At 67.6% G+C, this 17,984-nt stretch carries 15 protein-coding genes; 11 read left to right on the top strand and 4 right to left on the bottom strand.

Features of this window, described 5'->3' with window-relative positions:
• Both BFF94_RS31415 and BFF94_RS31410 read left to right on the top strand, forming a co-directional pair.
• Positions 1-1,596 (top strand): MDR family MFS transporter, encoded by a 1,596-nt coding sequence (locus BFF94_RS31415; RefSeq protein WP_128850229.1) that lies wholly within the window; start codon positions 1-3, stop codon positions 1,594-1,596.
• 43 nt (positions 1,597-1,639) lie between these two features.
• On the top strand, positions 1,640-2,086 hold the full coding sequence (locus tag BFF94_RS31410; protein ID WP_128850227.1) for a MarR family winged helix-turn-helix transcriptional regulator: 447 nt from the start codon (positions 1,640-1,642) through the stop codon (positions 2,084-2,086).
• A 121-nt stretch (positions 2,087-2,207) separates the two neighbouring features.
• Here BFF94_RS31410 and BFF94_RS31405 read toward each other — a convergent pair whose 3' ends face one another.
• Positions 2,208-2,789 carry a DJ-1/PfpI family protein gene (locus BFF94_RS31405; protein WP_219140208.1) on the bottom strand — a complete coding sequence of 194 codons (582 nt, stop codon included), beginning with the start codon at positions 2,787-2,789 and terminating at the stop codon, positions 2,208-2,210.
• Between the two features lie 168 nt (positions 2,790-2,957).
• Positions 2,958-4,238 (bottom strand): amino acid deaminase, encoded by a 1,281-nt coding sequence (locus tag BFF94_RS31400; protein WP_128850223.1) that lies wholly within the window; start codon positions 4,236-4,238, stop codon positions 2,958-2,960.
• Between the two features lie 120 nt (positions 4,239-4,358).
• On the opposite strand from BFF94_RS31400, the gene BFF94_RS31395 reads away from it, so the two are divergent.
• From BFF94_RS31395 to BFF94_RS31385, 3 genes are all read left to right on the top strand, one after another.
• Entirely contained in the window at positions 4,359-5,297 is a 939-nt protein-coding gene (locus BFF94_RS31395; protein WP_128850221.1) for a MurR/RpiR family transcriptional regulator, read from the top strand.
• A gap of 2 nt (positions 5,298-5,299) precedes the next feature.
• Positions 5,300-6,781, top strand: coding sequence for an N-acyl-D-amino-acid deacylase family protein (locus BFF94_RS31390; protein ID WP_128850219.1), 1,482 nt, complete (start codon positions 5,300-5,302; stop codon positions 6,779-6,781).
• Between the two features lie 126 nt (positions 6,782-6,907).
• A complete protein-coding gene (locus tag BFF94_RS31385) occupies positions 6,908-7,294 on the top strand; it encodes a RidA family protein (RefSeq protein ID WP_011353171.1) in 387 nt (128 codons plus the stop codon).
• A 115-nt stretch (positions 7,295-7,409) separates the two neighbouring features.
• Here the strand turns inward: BFF94_RS31385 and queF are convergent, their stop codons facing one another.
• Both queF and ilvA read right to left on the bottom strand, forming a co-directional pair.
• The gene (gene queF / locus BFF94_RS31380; RefSeq protein ID WP_128850217.1) at positions 7,410-8,234 is read right to left on the bottom strand and encodes an NADPH-dependent 7-cyano-7-deazaguanine reductase QueF; all 825 of its coding nucleotides are present in this window, start codon (positions 8,232-8,234) and stop codon (positions 7,410-7,412) included.
• Positions 8,235-8,245: 11 nt separating this feature from the next.
• Positions 8,246-9,769, bottom strand: a complete 1,524-nt coding sequence (ilvA, locus tag BFF94_RS31375) for a threonine ammonia-lyase, biosynthetic (protein WP_128850215.1) — start codon at positions 9,767-9,769, stop codon at positions 8,246-8,248.
• Between the two features lie 577 nt (positions 9,770-10,346).
• Between ilvA and BFF94_RS31370 the strand changes: the two genes are divergently transcribed.
• The 6 genes from BFF94_RS31370 (at position 10,347) to BFF94_RS31345 (ending at position 17,977) form a co-directional block, all read left to right on the top strand.
• Positions 10,347-14,381 (top strand): DUF3683 domain-containing protein, encoded by a 4,035-nt coding sequence (locus tag BFF94_RS31370; RefSeq protein ID WP_128850213.1) that lies wholly within the window; start codon positions 10,347-10,349, stop codon positions 14,379-14,381.
• Between the two features lie 85 nt (positions 14,382-14,466).
• Complete coding sequence (locus tag BFF94_RS31365) at positions 14,467-14,910, top strand: HIT family protein (RefSeq protein ID WP_128850210.1); 444 nt, start codon at positions 14,467-14,469, stop codon at positions 14,908-14,910.
• Entirely contained in the window at positions 14,907-15,320 is a 414-nt protein-coding gene (locus BFF94_RS31360; protein ID WP_034179009.1) for a gamma-butyrobetaine hydroxylase family protein, read from the top strand. The genes BFF94_RS31365 and BFF94_RS31360 overlap by 4 nt, the downstream gene beginning before the upstream one ends.
• A 52-nt stretch (positions 15,321-15,372) precedes the next feature.
• Positions 15,373-16,104: a bifunctional demethylmenaquinone methyltransferase/2-methoxy-6-polyprenyl-1,4-benzoquinol methylase UbiE gene (gene ubiE / locus BFF94_RS31355; protein ID WP_128850208.1), complete on the top strand. Its 732-nt coding sequence runs from the start codon at positions 15,373-15,375 to the stop codon at positions 16,102-16,104.
• 41 nt (positions 16,105-16,145) lie between these two features.
• Positions 16,146-17,186 carry a Tim44 domain-containing protein gene (locus BFF94_RS31350; RefSeq protein ID WP_219140207.1) on the top strand — a complete coding sequence of 347 codons (1,041 nt, stop codon included), beginning with the start codon at positions 16,146-16,148 and terminating at the stop codon, positions 17,184-17,186.
• A 164-nt stretch (positions 17,187-17,350) separates the two neighbouring features.
• On the top strand, positions 17,351-17,977 hold the full coding sequence (locus BFF94_RS31345; protein ID WP_128849462.1) for a ubiquinone biosynthesis accessory factor UbiJ: 627 nt from the start codon (positions 17,351-17,353) through the stop codon (positions 17,975-17,977).
• Positions 17,978-17,984: the final 7 nt, after the last annotated feature.

The raw sequence follows: 17,984 nt of genomic DNA, 5'->3' as shown, positions 1-17,984 counted from the left end.
ATGGCCGTCCATACTGCCGCCCACCATTCGAGCGGGCAAGTCCTGCCGTTCCGCGAATCGCTGCTGGCGATGATCGGGATCTCGTTTGTCACCATGCTCGTCGCGCTCGACCAGACCGTCGTCGGCACCGCGCTGCCGACCATCGTCGCCGAGCTCCGGGGCTTCGACCTGTACGCATGGGTCGCGACCTCGTACCTGCTCAGTTCCGTGATCACGGTGCCGATCTTCGGCCGCCTCGGCGACTATTACGGCCGCAAGCCGTTCGTCATCGTGTCGATCGTCGTGTTCACCGGCGCATCCGTGCTGTGCGGGATGGCCAACGACATGCTGTATCTCGTGCTCGCGCGCGGGCTGCAGGGGATCGGCGGCGGGATGCTGGTCGGCACCGCGTTCGCATGCATTCCCGACCTGTTTCCCGATTCCGTCGTGCGGTTGCGCTGGCAGGTGCTGATGAGCTCCGCGTTCGGCATCGCGAACGCGGTCGGCCCGTCGCTCGGCGGCGTGTTGACCCAGTCGTTCGGCTGGCGTTCGGTGTTCTACGTGAACCTGCCGGTCGGCCTGCTGTCGCTGCTGTTCGTGTGGCGCTACCTGCCGCACCTGCGCCATGTCGAGCACGACCGCAAGATGCGGCTCGACTGGCCGGGCGCGCTGCTGATCGCGCTGTCGCTCGGCGCGCTGCAACTCTTTGTCGAATGGTTGCCGAAGTACGGCGTCGCGAGCTGGGCGTCGCTGCTGCTCGTCGTCGCGCTCGCGGCCGGCTTCGGCCTGTGGCACTGGGAGAAGCGCTGCGCGCAGCCGATCCTGCCGTTCGACATGTTCGGCAACCGCGCGCTGTCGGCGCTTTTCGTGCTCGCGATCCTCGCCGGTTTCTCGATGTTCTCGCTGCTGTTCTACGCGCCGCTGCTGTTCCAGGGCGGTTTCGGGATGTCGCCGAAGGAGGCGGGGCTCGTGATCACGCCGCTCGTCGTGTTCATTACGATCGGCAGCATCATGAACGGCCGTGTCGTCACGCGCATCCGCAATCCGAACGCGATGCTGCACGTCGGCTTCGTGCTGTTCGCGATCACGTGCGCGGGCATCGTCGTGTCGACGCACACGACGCCGACCTGGATGCTGATGGCGTTGATGGTCGCCGGCGGCATCGGGCTCGGCTTCGTGCTGCCGAATCTCACCGTGTTCGCTCAGCAGACGGCCGGCCGCGAGCACCTCGGCATCGCGACGGCGCTGCTGCAGTCGCTGCGGATGGTCGGCGGGATGATCGGCACGGCATTGACGGGCACGCTCGTGAACCAGATGTATTCGGGCGGCGTGCGCGATGCGCTGGCGGCCGACCATGCGATGCAGTGGCATGCGCGGCTCGCCGATCCGCAGATCCTGATCGATCGCGCGGCGCAGGGCGGTCTCGTCGCCGAGCTCACGCGTGCCGGGCATAATGGCGCGCTGCTGCTGGAAGCGGCCCGCGAATCGCTCGTCGGCGCGATTCACCTGGGCGTCGCGATGGCGGCCGTCATCGCCGTGGTGTCGGTGTGGCAGTGCCGCCGCGTGCCGCCGATCGCGTTGCGGCGCAAGCTTGAGCCGCACGTCGCGGCCGACTGAACGATTCAATGATTCAACGATTTACCGGAAACGAAATCAGCGCATGGAAGAACAGGACCGCGTCGCGATCTTGCAGCAATTCGGACGCACGTATCGCGCGTTCATGAGCGCATTCGAAACGCACGTCGGGCAGCCGATGCCGCGCTGGCGCATCATGGTCGCGCTGCACACGATGGGCGGGCATTCGTCGCAGAAGAAGCTCGTCGAGGTGCTGCGCATCGATCCGGGCGCGCTCACGCGCCAGCTGAAATCGCTCGACGCGCTCGGCTGGATCGAGCGCGAATCCGATGCTCGCGACAATCGCGTGACCAATGTGACGCTGACGGACGACGGCCGTGCCGCGTTCGACGCGTGCCTGCCGCGCCGCAAGGCGTTTCTCGATCAGACGATGGCGCAATTGCCGGACGACGTGCTGAGCGCACTGTCGGGCGCGCTGGCGATGCTGGAATCGCGGATCGCGGACGTCGGCTCGACGCCGGCATCGCACTGAAGAGCAGGGCGGGAAGCAGCGCGACGGAGCGCACGCGTCGGCCGATCGCGACCGGTGCGGCACGCGGGTCGCACGAACCCGCAGCCGCCCGGCGTTTCACTTCATCTCATTTCAACTTCATTCACAGCTCGATGCGCGTTCCCAGCAGCACGAGGAACTGCGCGAGCCAGGCCGGATGCGCGGGCCACGCGGGCGCGGTGACGAACGGCGCGTCGGTCACGGCCGCGTCGACCGGGATGTCCGCGTATTCGCCGCCCGCGAGCTTCACCTCGGGCGCGCAGGCCGGGTAGGCCGAGATGCGCTTGCCGCGGATCACGTCGGCGGCCGCGAGCAGTTGCGCCGCGTGGCAGATCGCGGCGATCGGCTTGCCGGCCTCGGCGAACGCGCGCACGAGCGCGATCACCTTCGGGTCGAGCCGCAGGTATTCGGGGGCGCGGCCGCCGGCGATCGCGAGCGCGTCGTAGCGCGTCTCGTCGACGTCGTCGAACGCCGCATTGAGGGTGAACTGGTGGCCGGGCTTCTCGGTGTAGGTCTGGTCGCCCTCGAAATCGTGGATCGCGGTCTTGATCTTGTCGCCCGCGCGCTTGCCCGGGCAGACTGCGTCGACGTGGTGGCCGACGGCCTGCAGCGCCTGGAACGGCACCATCGTTTCGTAGTCTTCGGCGAAATCACCGGTCAGGAACAGGATCTTCTTCGCGGCCATGGCTTTCTCCAGTGAAGCGGCGTTGAGGGCCCGTTCGCGCCGTGCGCGGCAGGCAAGCGCAACGACCGCGAAGAGGCCCCGAGGACGAAAGCGCAGTGTACTCCGGCAGATTGAAGCGCGCGTGACGGCCGCCCCGCGCGAGCGGCGGGGCGGCGCGCGCAACGCGCGTCAGAAGAAGGTTTCGACCACTTCCGTCACGCGGAACTGCGGATCGAGTACGAGCACCTGGCGCCACTTGTCGAACGTCAGGCACGGGTGCGAGATGTCGAACGCGACCATGTCGCCGACCTTCACGTCCGCGCCCGGCGGGATCTGCAGGTACGCGTGCTGGTCCATCATCCCGGTAACGGCCCAGCCTTCGGCGGCGGCGACGTCGCGCGGCGCGCTGTCGCGGCCCGGGCGGAAGTGGCGCGCCGGCTCAGGCAGGCCCGCGTCGAACGCCGCGTCGCGCTTGCCGAGCGCGACGATCGCGCGATTCTGCTCCGGCACCGACTGCACGTACGCCCACAGCTGCAGCGCGGGCAGCAGCCCTTCGCCCATCGTGCGGGCGATCGGGTTGCGTGCGAACACGTCGGTCTGCGCCTTCTTGTAGATGCCGACATCGTGCGTCAGGTAGCAGCCCGGACGCAGCACGACTTCCGCGAAGCCCGCGTCGGACGCCTTCGCGAATTCTTCCGCGACCACGTCGTACCACGCCGAACCGGCGCCGGACAGGATCGCCGGCGTGCGCGCGAAGCGGCCCGCTTCGGCCAGCTCGCGCGTGAGCGCGACCGCGTCCTGCAGGAACGCGCGGATCTCGCCTTCCTCCTTCAGCACGCCTTCATAGAGTTCGATGCCGGCCAGCTTCAGCGTGTCGGGATAGCGCGCGAGCGCGGCCAGCACGGCCTCGCGCTGCGCGGCATCGCGCACGCCCGCGCGGCCGCCCGGCACGCCGAGCTCGAGCAGCACGTTCAGCGGCTTCTTCAGCGCGCCGAAGAAGCGGCCGAGCTGGTCGACGCTCTCGGCGGAATCGACGAGACAGAAGAATTCGAAGTCGGGATCGGACAGCAGCCCGGCGATGATCGTCATGTTCTGGCGGCCGACGAGCTGGTTCGCGAGCAGCACGCGCCGCACGCCGCCGTGATACGCGGCCTGCGCCTGGTGCGCGGTCGCGAGCGTGATGCCCCATGCGCCCGCGTCGAGCTGGCGGCGGAACAGTTGCGGCGCCATCGTCGTCTTGCCGTGCGGCGCGAACTTGACGCCATACTGCTGGACGAATGCCTGCATCCAGTTCAGGTTGTGTTCGATGCGATCCTCGTAAAGCACGGCGGCCGGCAGGCTGACGTCTTCCGCGAGCAGGTTCCACTCGAGGCGGCCCGCGTCGCCGAGCGGCACGCTTGCGCTCGGCAGATTGCCGAGACCCTTGCCGAACGGATCGATCGTCGCTTCCTGATAGTTTGTAACTTTCATGTCATCCCGCTCCATCATTACTATACATTGCACTGAAGTTGACACGCCGATGGTACAGAAAGTAGCATCGGCGCGGTGATGTTATTTAGTAACATCAGGTGCCACACCCTTTTTCCGCAGATGAATACGCCCGCCACCCCGTCCGCTCCGCTCGCGGCCGAGCCCCATCCGGCTCCGGCCGCTCCGCCGGTCCTCGACATCGTCGCGCGGATCGCCGAATGCGCGCCCGAGCTGCGCGAAGCCGAGCGCAAGGTCGCCGCGTTCATCCTCGCCGATCTGGCGCGTGCCGCGCATGCGAGCATCGGCGCGCTCGCGCGCGACGCGGAGGTCAGCGTCGCGACGGTCACGCGTTTCGCGAAGGCTGTCGGCTGCCGCGACGTGCGCGAACTGAAGGTGCTCGTCGCGCAGGCGGCGGCCGTCGGCCAGCGCTTTCTCGTGCCGTCCGACGATGCGCCGGCCGGCGACGCGAGCCCCGCGTCGATGGTCTACGACGAGATCCGCGTGGCGCTCGCGCACAACCACCAGTTGCTGCGCAACACGTCGTTCGATGCGGCGGCCGACCTGCTCGCCGGTGCGAAGATGATCTATGTGTACGGGCAGGGCGGCGGCTCGACCGCGCTCGCCGACGAGCTGCGCTTCCGGCTCGTGCGCTTCGGCCGGCCGGTCGCGAGCTACCAGGACAGCCTGCTGCAGCGGATGGTGTCGGCGACGCTGTCGCGCGACGCCGTCGTCGTCGCGCTGTCGGTGAGCGGACGCGTGCCCGAGCTGCTCGAGAGCTGCCGGCTCGCGAAGCGCTACGGCGCGAAGGTGATCGCGATCACCGCGCCGGCTTCCCCGCTCGCGAAGCTGGCCGACCACCTGATCCCGGTCGTCGCGTTCGAAACCGATTTCATTTACAAGCCGTCGACATCGCGTTACGCGATGATGATGGCGATCGACGTGCTCGTCACCGGAGTCGCGCTGCGGCTCGGCGATGCGGGCCGAGAATCGTTGCGCCGCATCAAGCATGCGCTCGATGCGCATCGCGGCGGCGGAGACCGTCAACCGGTAGGAGACTGACCATGCATTCGCATCCCGAAGCCGCCGATACGCTGATCGTCGGCGCGCAGCTTTACGACGGTACCGGCGCGCCGCCCGTCACGCGCGACGTCGCGATTCGCAACGGCGTGATCGCGGCGATCGGCAACCTGTCGAACTGGCTCGCCGAGACTGTCGTCGATGCGAACGGCCGCGCGCTCGCGCCGGGCTTCGTCGACGTGCACACGCACGACGACACGCACGTGATCCGCGCGCCGCAGATGCTGCCGAAGATCTCGCAGGGCGTGACGACCGTGATCGTCGGCAACTGCGGGATCAGCGCGTCGCCGGTGACGCTCGCCGGCGATCCGCCCGATCCGATGAACCTGCTCGGCGAGCGCGGCGCGTTCCTGTACCCGACCTTCGCCGACTACGTCGCGGCCGTGAACGACGCGCGTCCGGCCGTGAACGTTGCGGCGCTCGTCGGCCACACGGCGCTGCGCAACAACCAGATGGACCGCCTCGACCGCGCGGCGACCGACGGCGAGATCGCCGGGATGCGCGCACAGCTCGAGGAGGCGCTGGCGAACGGCGCGCTCGGCCTGTCGTCGGGGCTCGCATACGGCTCCGCGTTCGCGGCGCCGGCCGAGGAAGTGATGGCGCTCGCCGAGCCGCTCGCGAACGCGGGCGCGCTGTACACGACGCACATGCGCACCGAATTCGACGCGATTCTCGATGCGATGGACGAGGCGTATCGCGTCGGCCGCCATGCGCAGGTGCCGGTCGTGATCTCGCACCTGAAGTGCGCGGGCCCGTCGAACTGGGGGCGCAGCACCGAAGTGCTCGCGTCGCTCGACGGCGCGCGCCGCTACCAGCCGGTCGGCTGCGACTGCTATCCGTACAGCCGCAGCTCGTCGACGCTCGACCTGAAGCAGGTGACGGGCGACATCGACATCACGATCACGTGGTCGGAGCCGCATCCGGAAGTCGCGGGCAAGCTGCTGAAGGCGATCGCGGCCGACTGGGGCGTGACCGAGCAGGAGGCCGCGCAGCGCATCCGCCCGGCGGGCGCCGTGTACCACAACATGTCCGAGGACGACGTGCGCCGGATCCTGTCGCACCCCGCGACGATGGTCGGCTCGGACGGCCTGCCGAACGATCCGCTGCCGCACCCGCGGCTGTGGGGCGCGTTCCCGCGCGTGCTCGGCCATTACGTGCGCGACACGAACCTGCTGCCGCTCGAGGAGGCGATCCGCAAGATGACGTCGCTGTCCGCGCGCCGCTACGGGATCGCGCGGCGCGGCGAGGTGCATGTGGGCTATCACGCCGATCTCGTGCTGTTCGACCCGGCGCGCGTGCTCGACGCCGCGACGTTCGAGAAGCCGCAGCAGCCCGCGCACGGGATCGACGCCGTGTGGGTGAACGGCGTGCTGACCTACGAGAACGGCCAGCCGACCGGCGAGCGCGCCGGCGGTTTCGTTGCGCGCGGCGAGCGCGTGCCGGCGAGTGCCGACGCCGCGTTCTGAACGCGGTTCTTGTTCCGATCTTCCGCGTGTGCCGCTGCAGGCGCGCGCATCCGCAACCGTGCGTTGCATGGGATCCGGGTCAGTGCCGAAGCGCCTGCCCGGGTCGACAAAACAAGGAGTGAAACGATGAAGCGATATGGCGTAGGCGAAGCGAAGGGGACCGGCGGTCAGGTCATGCCGTTCGCGCGTGCGGTCGAGGCCGACGGCTGGCTGTACGTGTCGGGCCAGACGCCGATGGTGAACGGCGAGGTCGTCGAAGGCGGGATCGTCACGCAGTCGAAGCAGACGATCGAGAACGTGATCGCGATCCTGAAGGAAGCCGGCTACGGCCTGGAGCACGTCGTGCGCTGCGGCGTGTGGCTCGACGACGCGCGTGATTTCGCGTCGTTCAACAAGGTGTTCATTTCGTACTTCGGCGAGCATCCGCCGGCACGTGCGTGCGTGCAGTCGAGCATGGTCATCGACTGCAAGGTCGAGGTCGACTGCATCGCGTACAAGGCGCCGGCGAAGTAACGCGTTCGCGCTTCCCCGCGCACAGCAAACAGCCCGGTCGGTTGAAGCCGACCGGGCTGTTTCGTTTGGGGTTCGCCGCTACGCCGCTACGGCCGGCGGCGACCGCCCGCCGCCGTCACTGCCGCGCGGTGCGCGCGTTGTCCGGCATCGGCTGGTTGTAGTTGGTGCGGAACGGGTTGATGTCGAGCCCGCCGCGGCGCGTATAGCGCGCATACACCGCGAGCTTCACCGGTTTGCACGCATGCAGGATGTCGAGGAAGATCCGCTCGACGCACTGCTCGTGAAAGCCCGTGTGGTTGCGGAACGAGATGATGTAGCGCAACAGGCCCGCTTGGTCGATCTGCGGCCCGACGTAGTGGATCTGCACGCTGCCCCAGTCGGGCTGGCCCGTGACCGGGCAGTTCGAGCGCAGCAGGTCGGACACGAGCGTCTCCTCGACCGGCGCTTCGTTTTCGGCGGCCGACAGCAGCGACGGATCGGGTTCGTACACGTCGGTGTCGAGGTCGAGCCGGTCGAGCGACAGCCCGTCGAGTTCGTCCATTTCGAGCTTGCGGAAATCGTGCGCCGACACGAGCTGCACGGCGACGCTCGCGCCGCACGATGCGGACACGTCGCGCTTCAGCGTGTCGCGCACCGCATCGATCGAGTCGAACTTCGACTGCGCGAACGAGCCGAGATACAGCTTGAACGACTTCGATTCGACGATGTTCGGCGATTCGGCCGGCACGTAGAACGTTGCGACCGCGACCTGCGGCTTGCCGCGCGCGTTGAGCCACGACAGCTCGTACGCGTTCCAGATGTCGGTGCCGAAGAACGGCAGCGTCGACGTGATGCCGAGCTGCGCGCGCGCGCCGGCGCGCGGGATCGGGAACAGCAGCGACGCGTCGTACTGGGCTGCGTAGACGGTGGCCTTGCCGAGCGGGGAATGTTCGGGATTCATGCGTGACGCCTTTACGACAGGAAGAGGCGGTAAGCCGGGTTGGCGCTCTCCTCGACATACGGATAGCCGAGTGCCGCGAGGAAGCGTTCGAATTCGGCGCGATCGCCCTGCGGCACCTGCAGCCCGACGAGGATCGAGCTGTAGTCCGCGCCCTGGTTGCGGTAGTGGAACAGGCTGATGTTCCAGTCCGGCGCCATCGACGACAGGAACTTCATCAGCGCGCCCGGCCGCTCCGGGAATTCGAAGCGGAACAGGCGCTCGTCGAGCGCGAGCGGCGAGCGGCCGCCGACCATGTAGCGGATATGTTCCTTCGACAGCTCGTCGTGCGTCAGGTCGACGGTCTTGAAGCCGTGCGACTCGAAGTTCGCGGCGATCTCCTCCGATTCGCCGCGGCGGCGGATCTGCACGCCGACGAAGATGTGCGCGGACTGCGCATCGGCGATCCGGTAGTTGAACTCGGTGACGTTGCGGTCGCCGACGAGCGAGCAGAAGCGCTTGAAGCTGCCGCGCTCCTCCGGGATCGTGACCGCGAACACGGCTTCGCGCGCCTCGCCCACTTCCGCGCGCTCGGCGACGAAACGCATCCGGTCGAAGTTCATGTTCGCGCCGGACGTGATCGCGACGAGCGTCTGGTTCTCGATGCCTTCGCGTTCCGCATAGTGTTTCGCGCCCGCGACCGCGAGCGCGCCCGACGGCTCGAGGACGCTGCGCGTATCCTGGAACACGTCCTTGATCGCCGCGCACAGCGCGTCGGTGTCGACCGTCACGACGCCGTCGAGGAGTTCGCTGCAGAGCCGGAAGGTTTCCTCGCCGACGAGCTTCACCGCGGTGCCGTCCGCGAACAGGCCGACCTCGCTCAGTTCGACGCGCTTGCCCGCGCTCAGCGACTGCGCCATCGCGCACGAATCCTCGGCCTGCACGCCGATCACCTTGATCTCCGGGCGCACCGCCTTCACGTACGCGGCGACGCCGGACGCGAGCCCGCCGCCGCCGATCGGCACGAAGATCGCGTGAATCGGGCCCTGGTGCTGGCGCAGGATTTCCATCGCGATGGTGCCCTGGCCGGCGATCACGTACGGATCGTCGAACGGGTGGACGAACGTGAGGTCGCGCTCCTGCTGCACCTTGACCGCGTGCGCATACGCGTCGCTGTACGATTCGCCCGCCTGGATCACCTCGACGCCCGGGCCGCCGTGCGTGCGCACCGCGTCCACTTTCACCTGCGGCGTCGTGACCGGCACGACGATCACCGCCTTCACGCCCATGCGGGCCGCCGAGAACGCGACGCCCTGCGCGTGATTGCCGGCCGACGCCGTAATCACGCCGCGCGCGAGCGCGTCGGCCGGAATGTGCGCCATCTTGTTGTATGCCCCGCGCAGCTTGAACGAGAACACCGGCTGGTTGTCCTCGCGCTTCAGGTAAACGGGGTTGCGCAGCCGGGCCGACAGGTTGCGGGCGGGTTCGAGTTCCGTCTCGAGCGCGACGTCGTAGACGCGCGCGGTGAGGATTTTCTTCAGGTAATCGTGGGATGCCATGGGCGCTCGCGTGCAGTGCGGGGAAGCAGACGGTAAAGGATCAATGATAGCGCCAAGGGTCCACCGGCATGCAAGCGGCATGCCGGGCGAGCGGTCGCGGGGCCGTGCGGGCGGCGCGTTCGCGACGCGGAGCATCCATTTTTTACCGGTTTAACCGCACGGTTACCGACCGGACGGCCGGCGAATCGTCGCACGAAACCGCGCCGAACCAGGCCTGGCGCGGCTTGCGGCGATAGCCCCACGACCTGTCTGGCGTGTCACGCGTGGCCCGATCATGGGTTAGAATTCCGTTTTGAATCAAGGATCGGAAGATGCAGAGGCACCCTCGGATCGCCCCGTTGAAGCCGACGCCGCGCGCAGCCAGCCCCGCGGCCGAACGGCATGCGCGCCGCGCGCGATCGTGCTGATGGTTCCGAGTGCCGCCAGGCCCTGTCGCCGGCCAGGAGGGGCGAGTCGCCCGCTCCGGCCCCATGAAGGACAGCCGCGCGCCTGGTAACAGAACAGATTTCCCCAAGATTGCGCCCACGCGCATGCCGACGCCCGTGTACGGTGTATCGGCCCTCCGAGTCGTCCGAACATGAACGCACCACAAGTTTTCGATCCGCATGGCGCGGCCGCCGCCGTCGCCGCCGACCCCGCGCCCCGGTTGCGCGAGATTCCCTACAACTACACGTCCTTCTCGGATCGCGAGATCGTGATCCGCCTGCTCGGCGAAGAGGCGTGGTCGGTGCTCGACGAGCTGCGCGCCGAGCGCCGCACGGGCCGCTCGGCACGGATGCTGTATGAAGTGCTCGGCGACATCTGGGTCGTGCGCCGCAACCCGTACCTGCAGGACGACCTGCTCGACAACCCGAAGCGCCGCGCGCTGCTGATCGAGGCGCTGAACCACCGCCTGACCGAGATCGGCAAGCGTCGCAGCGCGGATCTCACCACCCACCGCGACGACGCGGGCCGCGAGCGTGCGTCGCGCGTCGAGATGCTCGAAGCCGCCGCGCAGCGCGCGGTCGACGAGTTCGCCGACGAATTCGAGAAACTGGCCGACCTGCGCCGCCGCGCGACCAAGGCGCTCGGCCGCTGCACGCAGAAGGACAACATCCGCTTCGACGGGCTGTCGCGCGTGTCGCACGTGACCGACGCGACCGACTGGCGGGTCGAATACCCGTTCGTCGTGCTGACGCCCGACACCGAAGCCGAGATCGCGGCGCTGATCAAGGCCTGCTTCGAGCTCGGCCTGACCGTGATCCCGCGCGGCGGCGGCACCGGCTACACGGGCGGCGCGGTGCCGCTCACGCCGTTCTCCGCGGTGATCAACACCGAGAAGCTCGAGCAGCTCGGCGCGGTCGAGCTGACCGAACTGCCGGGCGTCGCGCACAAGGTGGCGACGATCTTTTCCGGCGCGGGCGTCGTCACGCGCCGCGTGACGGAAGCGGCCGAGGCGGCCGGCTACGTGTTCGCGGTCGATCCGACCTCGCTCGACGCGTCGTGCATCGGCGGCAACGTCGCGATGAACGCGGGCGGCAAGAAGGCCGTGCTGTGGGGCACCGCGCTCGACAACCTGGCCTGGTGGCGGATGGTCGACCCGGACGGCAACTGGCTCGAGGTCACGCGCCACGAGCACAACCAGGGCAAGATCCACGACATCGCGGTCGCGCGTTTCGAGCTGAAGTGGTTCGACGGCGCGTATGCGCCGGGCGAGAAGCTGCTGCGCACCGAGATGCTCGAGATCGAAGGCCGCCGGTTCCGCAAGGAAGGGCTCGGCAAGGACGTGACCGACAAGTTCCTCGCCGGCCTGCCGGGCGTGCAGAAGGAAGGCTGCGACGGGCTCATCACGTCCGCGCGCTGGGTGCTGCACAAGATGCCCGCGAACACGCGCACCGTCTGCCTCGAATTCTTCGGCCAGGCGCGCGAGGCGATCCCGAGCATCGTCGAGATCAAGGACTACCTGTTCGAGACGTCGAAGCAGGGCGGCGCGATTCTCGCGGGCCTCGAGCATCTCGACGAGCGCTACCTGCGCGCGGTCGGCTACGCGACCAAGAGCAAGCGCAATTCATTCCCGAAGATGGTGCTGATCGGCGACATCGTCGGCGACGATGCCGATGCGGTCGCGCAGGCGACGTCCGAAGTGATCCGGATGGCGAACGGCAAGAGCGGCGAAGGCTTCGTCGCGGTCAGCGCGGAGGCGCGCAAGCGCTTCTGGCTCGACCGCAGCCGCACGGCCGCGATCGCGAAGCACACGAACGCGTTCAAGATCAACGAGGACGTCGTCATCCCGCTGAACCGGATGGGCGAGTACACCGACGGCATCGAGCGGATCAACATCGAGCTGTCGCTGAAGAACAAGCTGCAGCTCGTCGACGCGCTGGAAGCGTTCTTCCGGGCCGGCAACCTGCCGCTCGGCAAGACCGACGACGCGAACGAGATCCCGAGCGCCGAACTGCTCGAAGACCGTGTGCAGCAGGCGCTGGAGCTGCTCAAGCGCGTGCGCGCACGCTGGGAATTCGTGCGCGACCGGCTCGACCAGCCGCTGCGCGAGGCGCAGCACTACCTCGTGCAGCTCGGCTACGAGGCGCTCGCCGAGAAGTTCGCGGATCGCGCGGACGACCAGCCGGGCGCGACCGTGTTCCACGTCACGCAGGACCGCACGGTGCGCATCTCGTGGAAGCAGGAGATCCGCGCGGAGCTGCGCGCGATCTTCAACGGCGGTGCGTTCAAGCAGATCCTCGATGAAGCGCAGGCGATCCACAAGCGCGTGCTGCGCGGCCGCGTGTTCGTCGCGCTGCACATGCATGCGGGCGACGGCAACGTCCACACCAACCTGCCGGTCAACTCCGACAACTACGAGATGCTGCAGGACGCCCACGCGGCGGTCGCGCGCATCATGAAGCTCGCGCGTTCGCTCGACGGCGTGATCTCCGGCGAGCACGGCATCGGCATCACGAAGCTCGAGTTCCTGACCGACGACGAGATCGCCGAATTCCGCGCGTACAAGCAGCGCGTCGACCCGAACGGCCGCTTCAACAAGGGCAAGCTGCTCGACGGCGCCGATCTGCGCAACGCCTATACGCCGAGCTTCGGGCTGATGGGCTACGAATCGCTGATCATGAAGCAGTCCGACATCGGCGCGATCGCCGATTCGGTGAAGGACTGCCTGCGCTGCGGCAAGTGCAAGCCGGTGTGCGCGACCCACGTGCCGCGCGCGAACCTGCTGTACAGCCCGCGCAACAAGATCCTCGCGACATCGCTGCTGGTCGAGGCGTTCCTGTACGAGGAACAGACGCGCCGCGGCGTGTCGATCAAGCACTGGGACGAGTTCAACGACGTGGCCGACCACTGCACGGTGTGCCACAAGTGCGCGACGCCGTGCCCGGTGAAGATCGACTTCGGCGACGTCACGATGAACATGCGCAACCTGTTGCGCAAGATGGGCAAGAAGAAGTTCAACGCCGGCAATGCGGCGGGCATGTTCTTCCTGAACGCGACCAACCCGCAGACGATCAACGTCGCGCGCGGCGTGATGATGGGCGTCGGCTACAAGGTGCAGCGCTTCGCGAACGACATGCTGAAGAAGGTCGTGACGAAGCAGACGCAGCACCCGCCGGCGACGGTCGGCAAGCCGCCCGTCGTCGAGCAGGTGATCCACTTCGTCAACAAGAAGATGCCGGGCAACCTGCCGAAGAAGACGGCGCGCGCGCTGCTCGACATCGAGGACAACAAGATCGTGCCGATCATCCGCAACCCGAAGTCGACGACGGTCGATTCGGAAGCGGTGTTCTACTTCCCGGGCTGCGGCTCCGAGCGCCTGTTCTCGCAGGTCGGGCTCGCGACGCAGGCGATGCTGTGGGAAGCGGGCGTGCAGACGGTGCTGCCGCCGGGCTACCTGTGCTGCGGCTATCCGCAGCGCGGCTCGGGGCAGTACGACAAGGCCGAGAAGATCGTCACCGACAACCGCGTGCTGTTCCACCGGGTCGCGAACACGCTGAACTACCTCGACATCAAGACGGTGGTGGTGTCGTGCGGCACCTGCTACGACCAGCTCGCAGGCTACGAATTCGACAAGATCTTCCCGGGCTGCCGGATCATCGACATCCACGAGTTCCTGCTCGAGAAGGGGATGAAGCTCGACGGCGTCGCGGGCACGCGCTACATGTATCACGACCCGTGCCACACGCCGATCAAGACGATGGATCCGGTGAAGCTCGTCAACGAGCTGATGGGCGCGGAGAAGGACGGCTACAAGATCGAGAAGAACGAACGCTGCTGCGGCGAATCGGGCACGCTCGCGGTCACGCGTCCCGACATCTCGACGCAGGTCCGGTTCCGCAAGGAAGAGGAGATCCGCAAGGGCGCCGCGAAGCTGCGCGCGATTCCGGTCGTGGCAGGCGATGCGCCCGGGCCGGCTGCAGCGGCCGCCGCGGCCGCGAACGGCCCGGACGTGAAGATCCTGACGAGCTGCCCGTCGTGCCTGCAGGGGCTGTCGCGCTACAGCGAGGACGCGAACCTCGAAGCTGACTACATCGTGGTCGAAATCGCACGCCAGGTGCTCGGCGAGAACTGGATGGCCGATTATGTCGCACACGCGAACAATGGCGGGATCGAGCGCGTGCTGGTCTAATGCGGGCATGACGACCGCCCGACCGGGCTTGGGATGAGCGGGCGCCGGCGCAGCAGTGCCGGCGCCCGTCCACATGGGAGCGACGATGGAATGCGTGTTTTGCCGTGAAGACGGCGGCGAGCTGCTCTGGCGGGACGATGCGCTGCGCGTCGTCCTCGCGACGGGCGAGCACGAGTACCCGGGCTTCTGCCGGGTGATCTGGGGCGCGCACGTGGCCGAATTCTCCGATCTCGGCGAGCCCGAGCGGGCACACCTGATGCGCGTGGTCTCCGCGGTCGAGCGGGCCGTGCGCCGCGTGATGCAGCCGAACAAGGTGAATCTCGCGAGCCTCGGCAACATGGTGCCGCACGTGCACTGGCACGTGATCCCGCGCTTTTCGAATGACGCCCATTTCCCGCAGCCCGTGTGGGCGCCGCGCCAGCGCAGCGTGTCCGAGGCGCTGCTGCGCACGCGCGCCGCGCAGGCCTCGCTGCTGCACAATGCGGTGCGCGAGGAAATTCAACGCATGACCGATTCGAGGCAGCCATGAGCGGTTTGACTTCCACGACGCCGATTCCGTCCGGCGTCGTCGTGCACGCGGTGTCGCGCGTGCTCGAATTGCAGTACCCGAACGGCGACAGCTACCGGATTCCATTCGAGCTGATGCGCGTCTATTCGCCGTCGGCCGAGGTGCGCGGCCACGGGCCGGGCCAGGAGACGCTGCAGACCGGCAAGCGCGAAGTGACGATCACGGCGCTCGAGGGCGTCGGCAACTATGCGCTGCAGCCGACGTTCTCCGACGGCCATTCGACCGGCATCTACTCGTGGGATCTGCTGTACGAGCTGGCCACGCAGCAGGATGCGCTGTGGCGCGACTATTTCGACAAACTGAAGGCGGCGGGCGCCGATCGCGACGCCCCGATGCAGGCGGCCGCGGCGCCGCACGGCCACTGCCACTGAAATCGACGGCGCCCGCTCGGCGCCGTCTTGCCATTTACTGAGGATCAACGCGATGAGCAAAACCCACTTCGGCTTCGAAAGCGTCGAGGAAAACGAAAAAGCGAAGAAAGTGGCGGGTGTGTTCCATTCGGTCGCGAGCAACTACGATCTGATGAACGACCTGATGTCGGCGGGCATGCACCGCGCGTGGAAGGCGTTCACGATCGCGCAGGCGAACGTGCGCCCCGGCTTCAAGGTGCTCGACATCGCGGCCGGCACCGGCGACCTGACCCGATCGTTCGCGAAGGCGGCCGGCCCGACGGGCGAGGTCTGGCACACGGACATCAACGAATCGATGCTGCGCGTCGGCCGCGACCGGCTGCTCGACAAGGGGATCGTGACGCCGTCGCTGCTGTGCGACGCCGAGAAAACGCCCTTTCCGGACAACTACTTCGATGTCGTCACGGTCGCGTTCGGGCTGCGCAACATGACGCACAAGGACGCCGCGCTGGCCGAGATGCGCCGCGTGACGAAGCCCGGCGGCCGCGTGATGGTGCTGGAATTCTCGAAAGTCTGGGATCCGCTGAAAAAAGCGTACGATCTGTATTCTTTCAAAGTATTACCGTGGCTTGGCGACAAGTTCGCGAAAGATGCTGAAAGTTACCGGTATCTTGCTGAATCTATCCGGATGCACCCCGACCAGGACACACTGAAGACGATGATGGAACAAGCGGGCCTCGATGCCGTCAAATATTACAATTTGTCAGGTGGCGTGGTAGCTTTACACATGGGAACCAAGTACTAAGGGGTTCTTTCCATACATTCGCCTTACATCTGGAGAAACTGATGTCCGATTCGCGTTCGTTGTTCAACCGTAGCAAGCCGTCGAAGCCGTGGGCTCGACGGGTCGGCACGCTGCTGATGGTCGGCCTGCTCACGGCCGGCACGTTCGCATCGCTCGACGCTGAAGCCAGGCGCGTGGGCGGCGGGCGCAGCATCGGCCGCCAGAATTCCACCGTCACGCAGCGCCAGGCCACGCCGCCCGCGCAGCAGCCGATGCAGCAGGCCGCGCCGTCGCAGGCGCAGCGTGCGAACCCGGCCGCGCCCGCGCCGGCCGCGCAGCCCAACCGCTCGCGCTGGCTCGGGCCGATCGCCGGTCTCGCGGCCGGTCTCGGCATCGCGGCGCTGCTGTCGCACTTCGGTCTCGGCGAGGCGTTCGCCGGCATGATGTCGAACATCATCGTGATCGCGCTGCTCGCGATGGTCGGCATCTGGCTGGTCCGCAAGTTCATGAACCGCCGTCGTACGCAGGAGCCGGCGTACTCGGTCGGCGGCTCGGCGTCGGCGTCGTCGTCAGCATCGGGCGGCTACTCGCAAAGCCCGTCGTTCCAGCAGAACAGCACCGGCAGCAACTATGCGGGCAGCGGCAGCAGCTACGCGAACGAAGCGCAAGGCGTGTTCGGCGGCGGTGCCGCGGCCGCCGGCGCTGCTGCTGCGGCGGCGCCGCTCCAGGTGCCGGCCGGCTTCGACACCGAAGCGTTCCTGCGCAGCTCGAAGGTCTATTTCGTGCGCCTGCAAGCCGCGTGGGACCAGGGCAACCTGGCCGACATCCGCGAGTTCACGACGCCCGAAATGTTCGCCGAGATCAAGATCGACCTCGATTCGCGCGGCAACGAGTCGAACCAGACCGACGTCGTGCAGCTCGACGCGGAACTGGTCGCGATCGAGGATCGCGGCATCGAGCAGTCGGCGAGCGTGCGCTTCCACGGCCTGATCCGCGAGTCGGCGAGTGCGTCGGCCGCGCCGTTCGACGAGGTGTGGAACCTGTCGAAGTCGGGCAGTCAGGGCTGGCTGCTCGCGGGCATCCAGCAGATCAACACGCACTGAGCGTGACCGGCGGCCCGTGCCGCCGGTCACCCGGGCGACGGCCGCCGCACTGCGACCGCTTGCCGCCCGGGTGTGCGGTCGGGCACGGTCTGCCGACGATCCGACGTTACAATAGAAACCCGCGTGGGCGCCCGGCCTGCGCGGGTTTTTTCTTTCCCAGCCCGATGACCTTTGCCGCCAAGCCTTTTGCTGCTGCTGTCAATCACCTGCTCGCGCGCGAATCGTGGGCGCGCGACCGCCTGATTCCCTATGCGGGCAAGACTGCCCGGATCGACGTGCCTCCCGTTACGCTCACGCTGCTGGTGCAGCCCGACGGCTATCTGTCGGCCGTCGACGCGCACGATGCGCAACAGGTCGACGTGTCGATCGCACTCGCCGGCGATACGGTCGCCGCGTTCCTGCAGGGCGGCCAGGCGGCCGTGATGAAGCATGTGAAGATCGAGGGCGACGCGGAGTTCGCGACGCAGATCGCTAAGCTGGCCGAGCACCTGCGCTGGGAACCTGAAGAAGATCTCGCGAAGCTGGTCGGCGACGCGGCGGCATACCGGATCGCGACGGTCGTGCGCGACGCCGGTGCCCGCGCGCGACGCACCGGCCGCAACATGCTCGATACCGTCGCCGAATACTGGCTCGACGAGAACCCGCAAGTCGTCCGGCGCGCGTCGCTCGGCGGCTTCGACGCCGAACTGGCGCGCGCACGCGATGCGCTCGCGCGGGTCGAAAAGCGGGTCGAGCGACTCGAACAAAAAATCGGCGCGCGCACGGGTTCCGGCCCGCGCGGCGCGCACTGAGGGCCGC

Source organism: Burkholderia catarinensis, from assembly GCF_001883705.2.
GTDB classification, from domain to species: Bacteria; Pseudomonadota; Gammaproteobacteria; order Burkholderiales; family Burkholderiaceae; genus Burkholderia; species Burkholderia catarinensis.
This window is presented reverse-complemented; position numbering and strand designations above follow the sequence as displayed.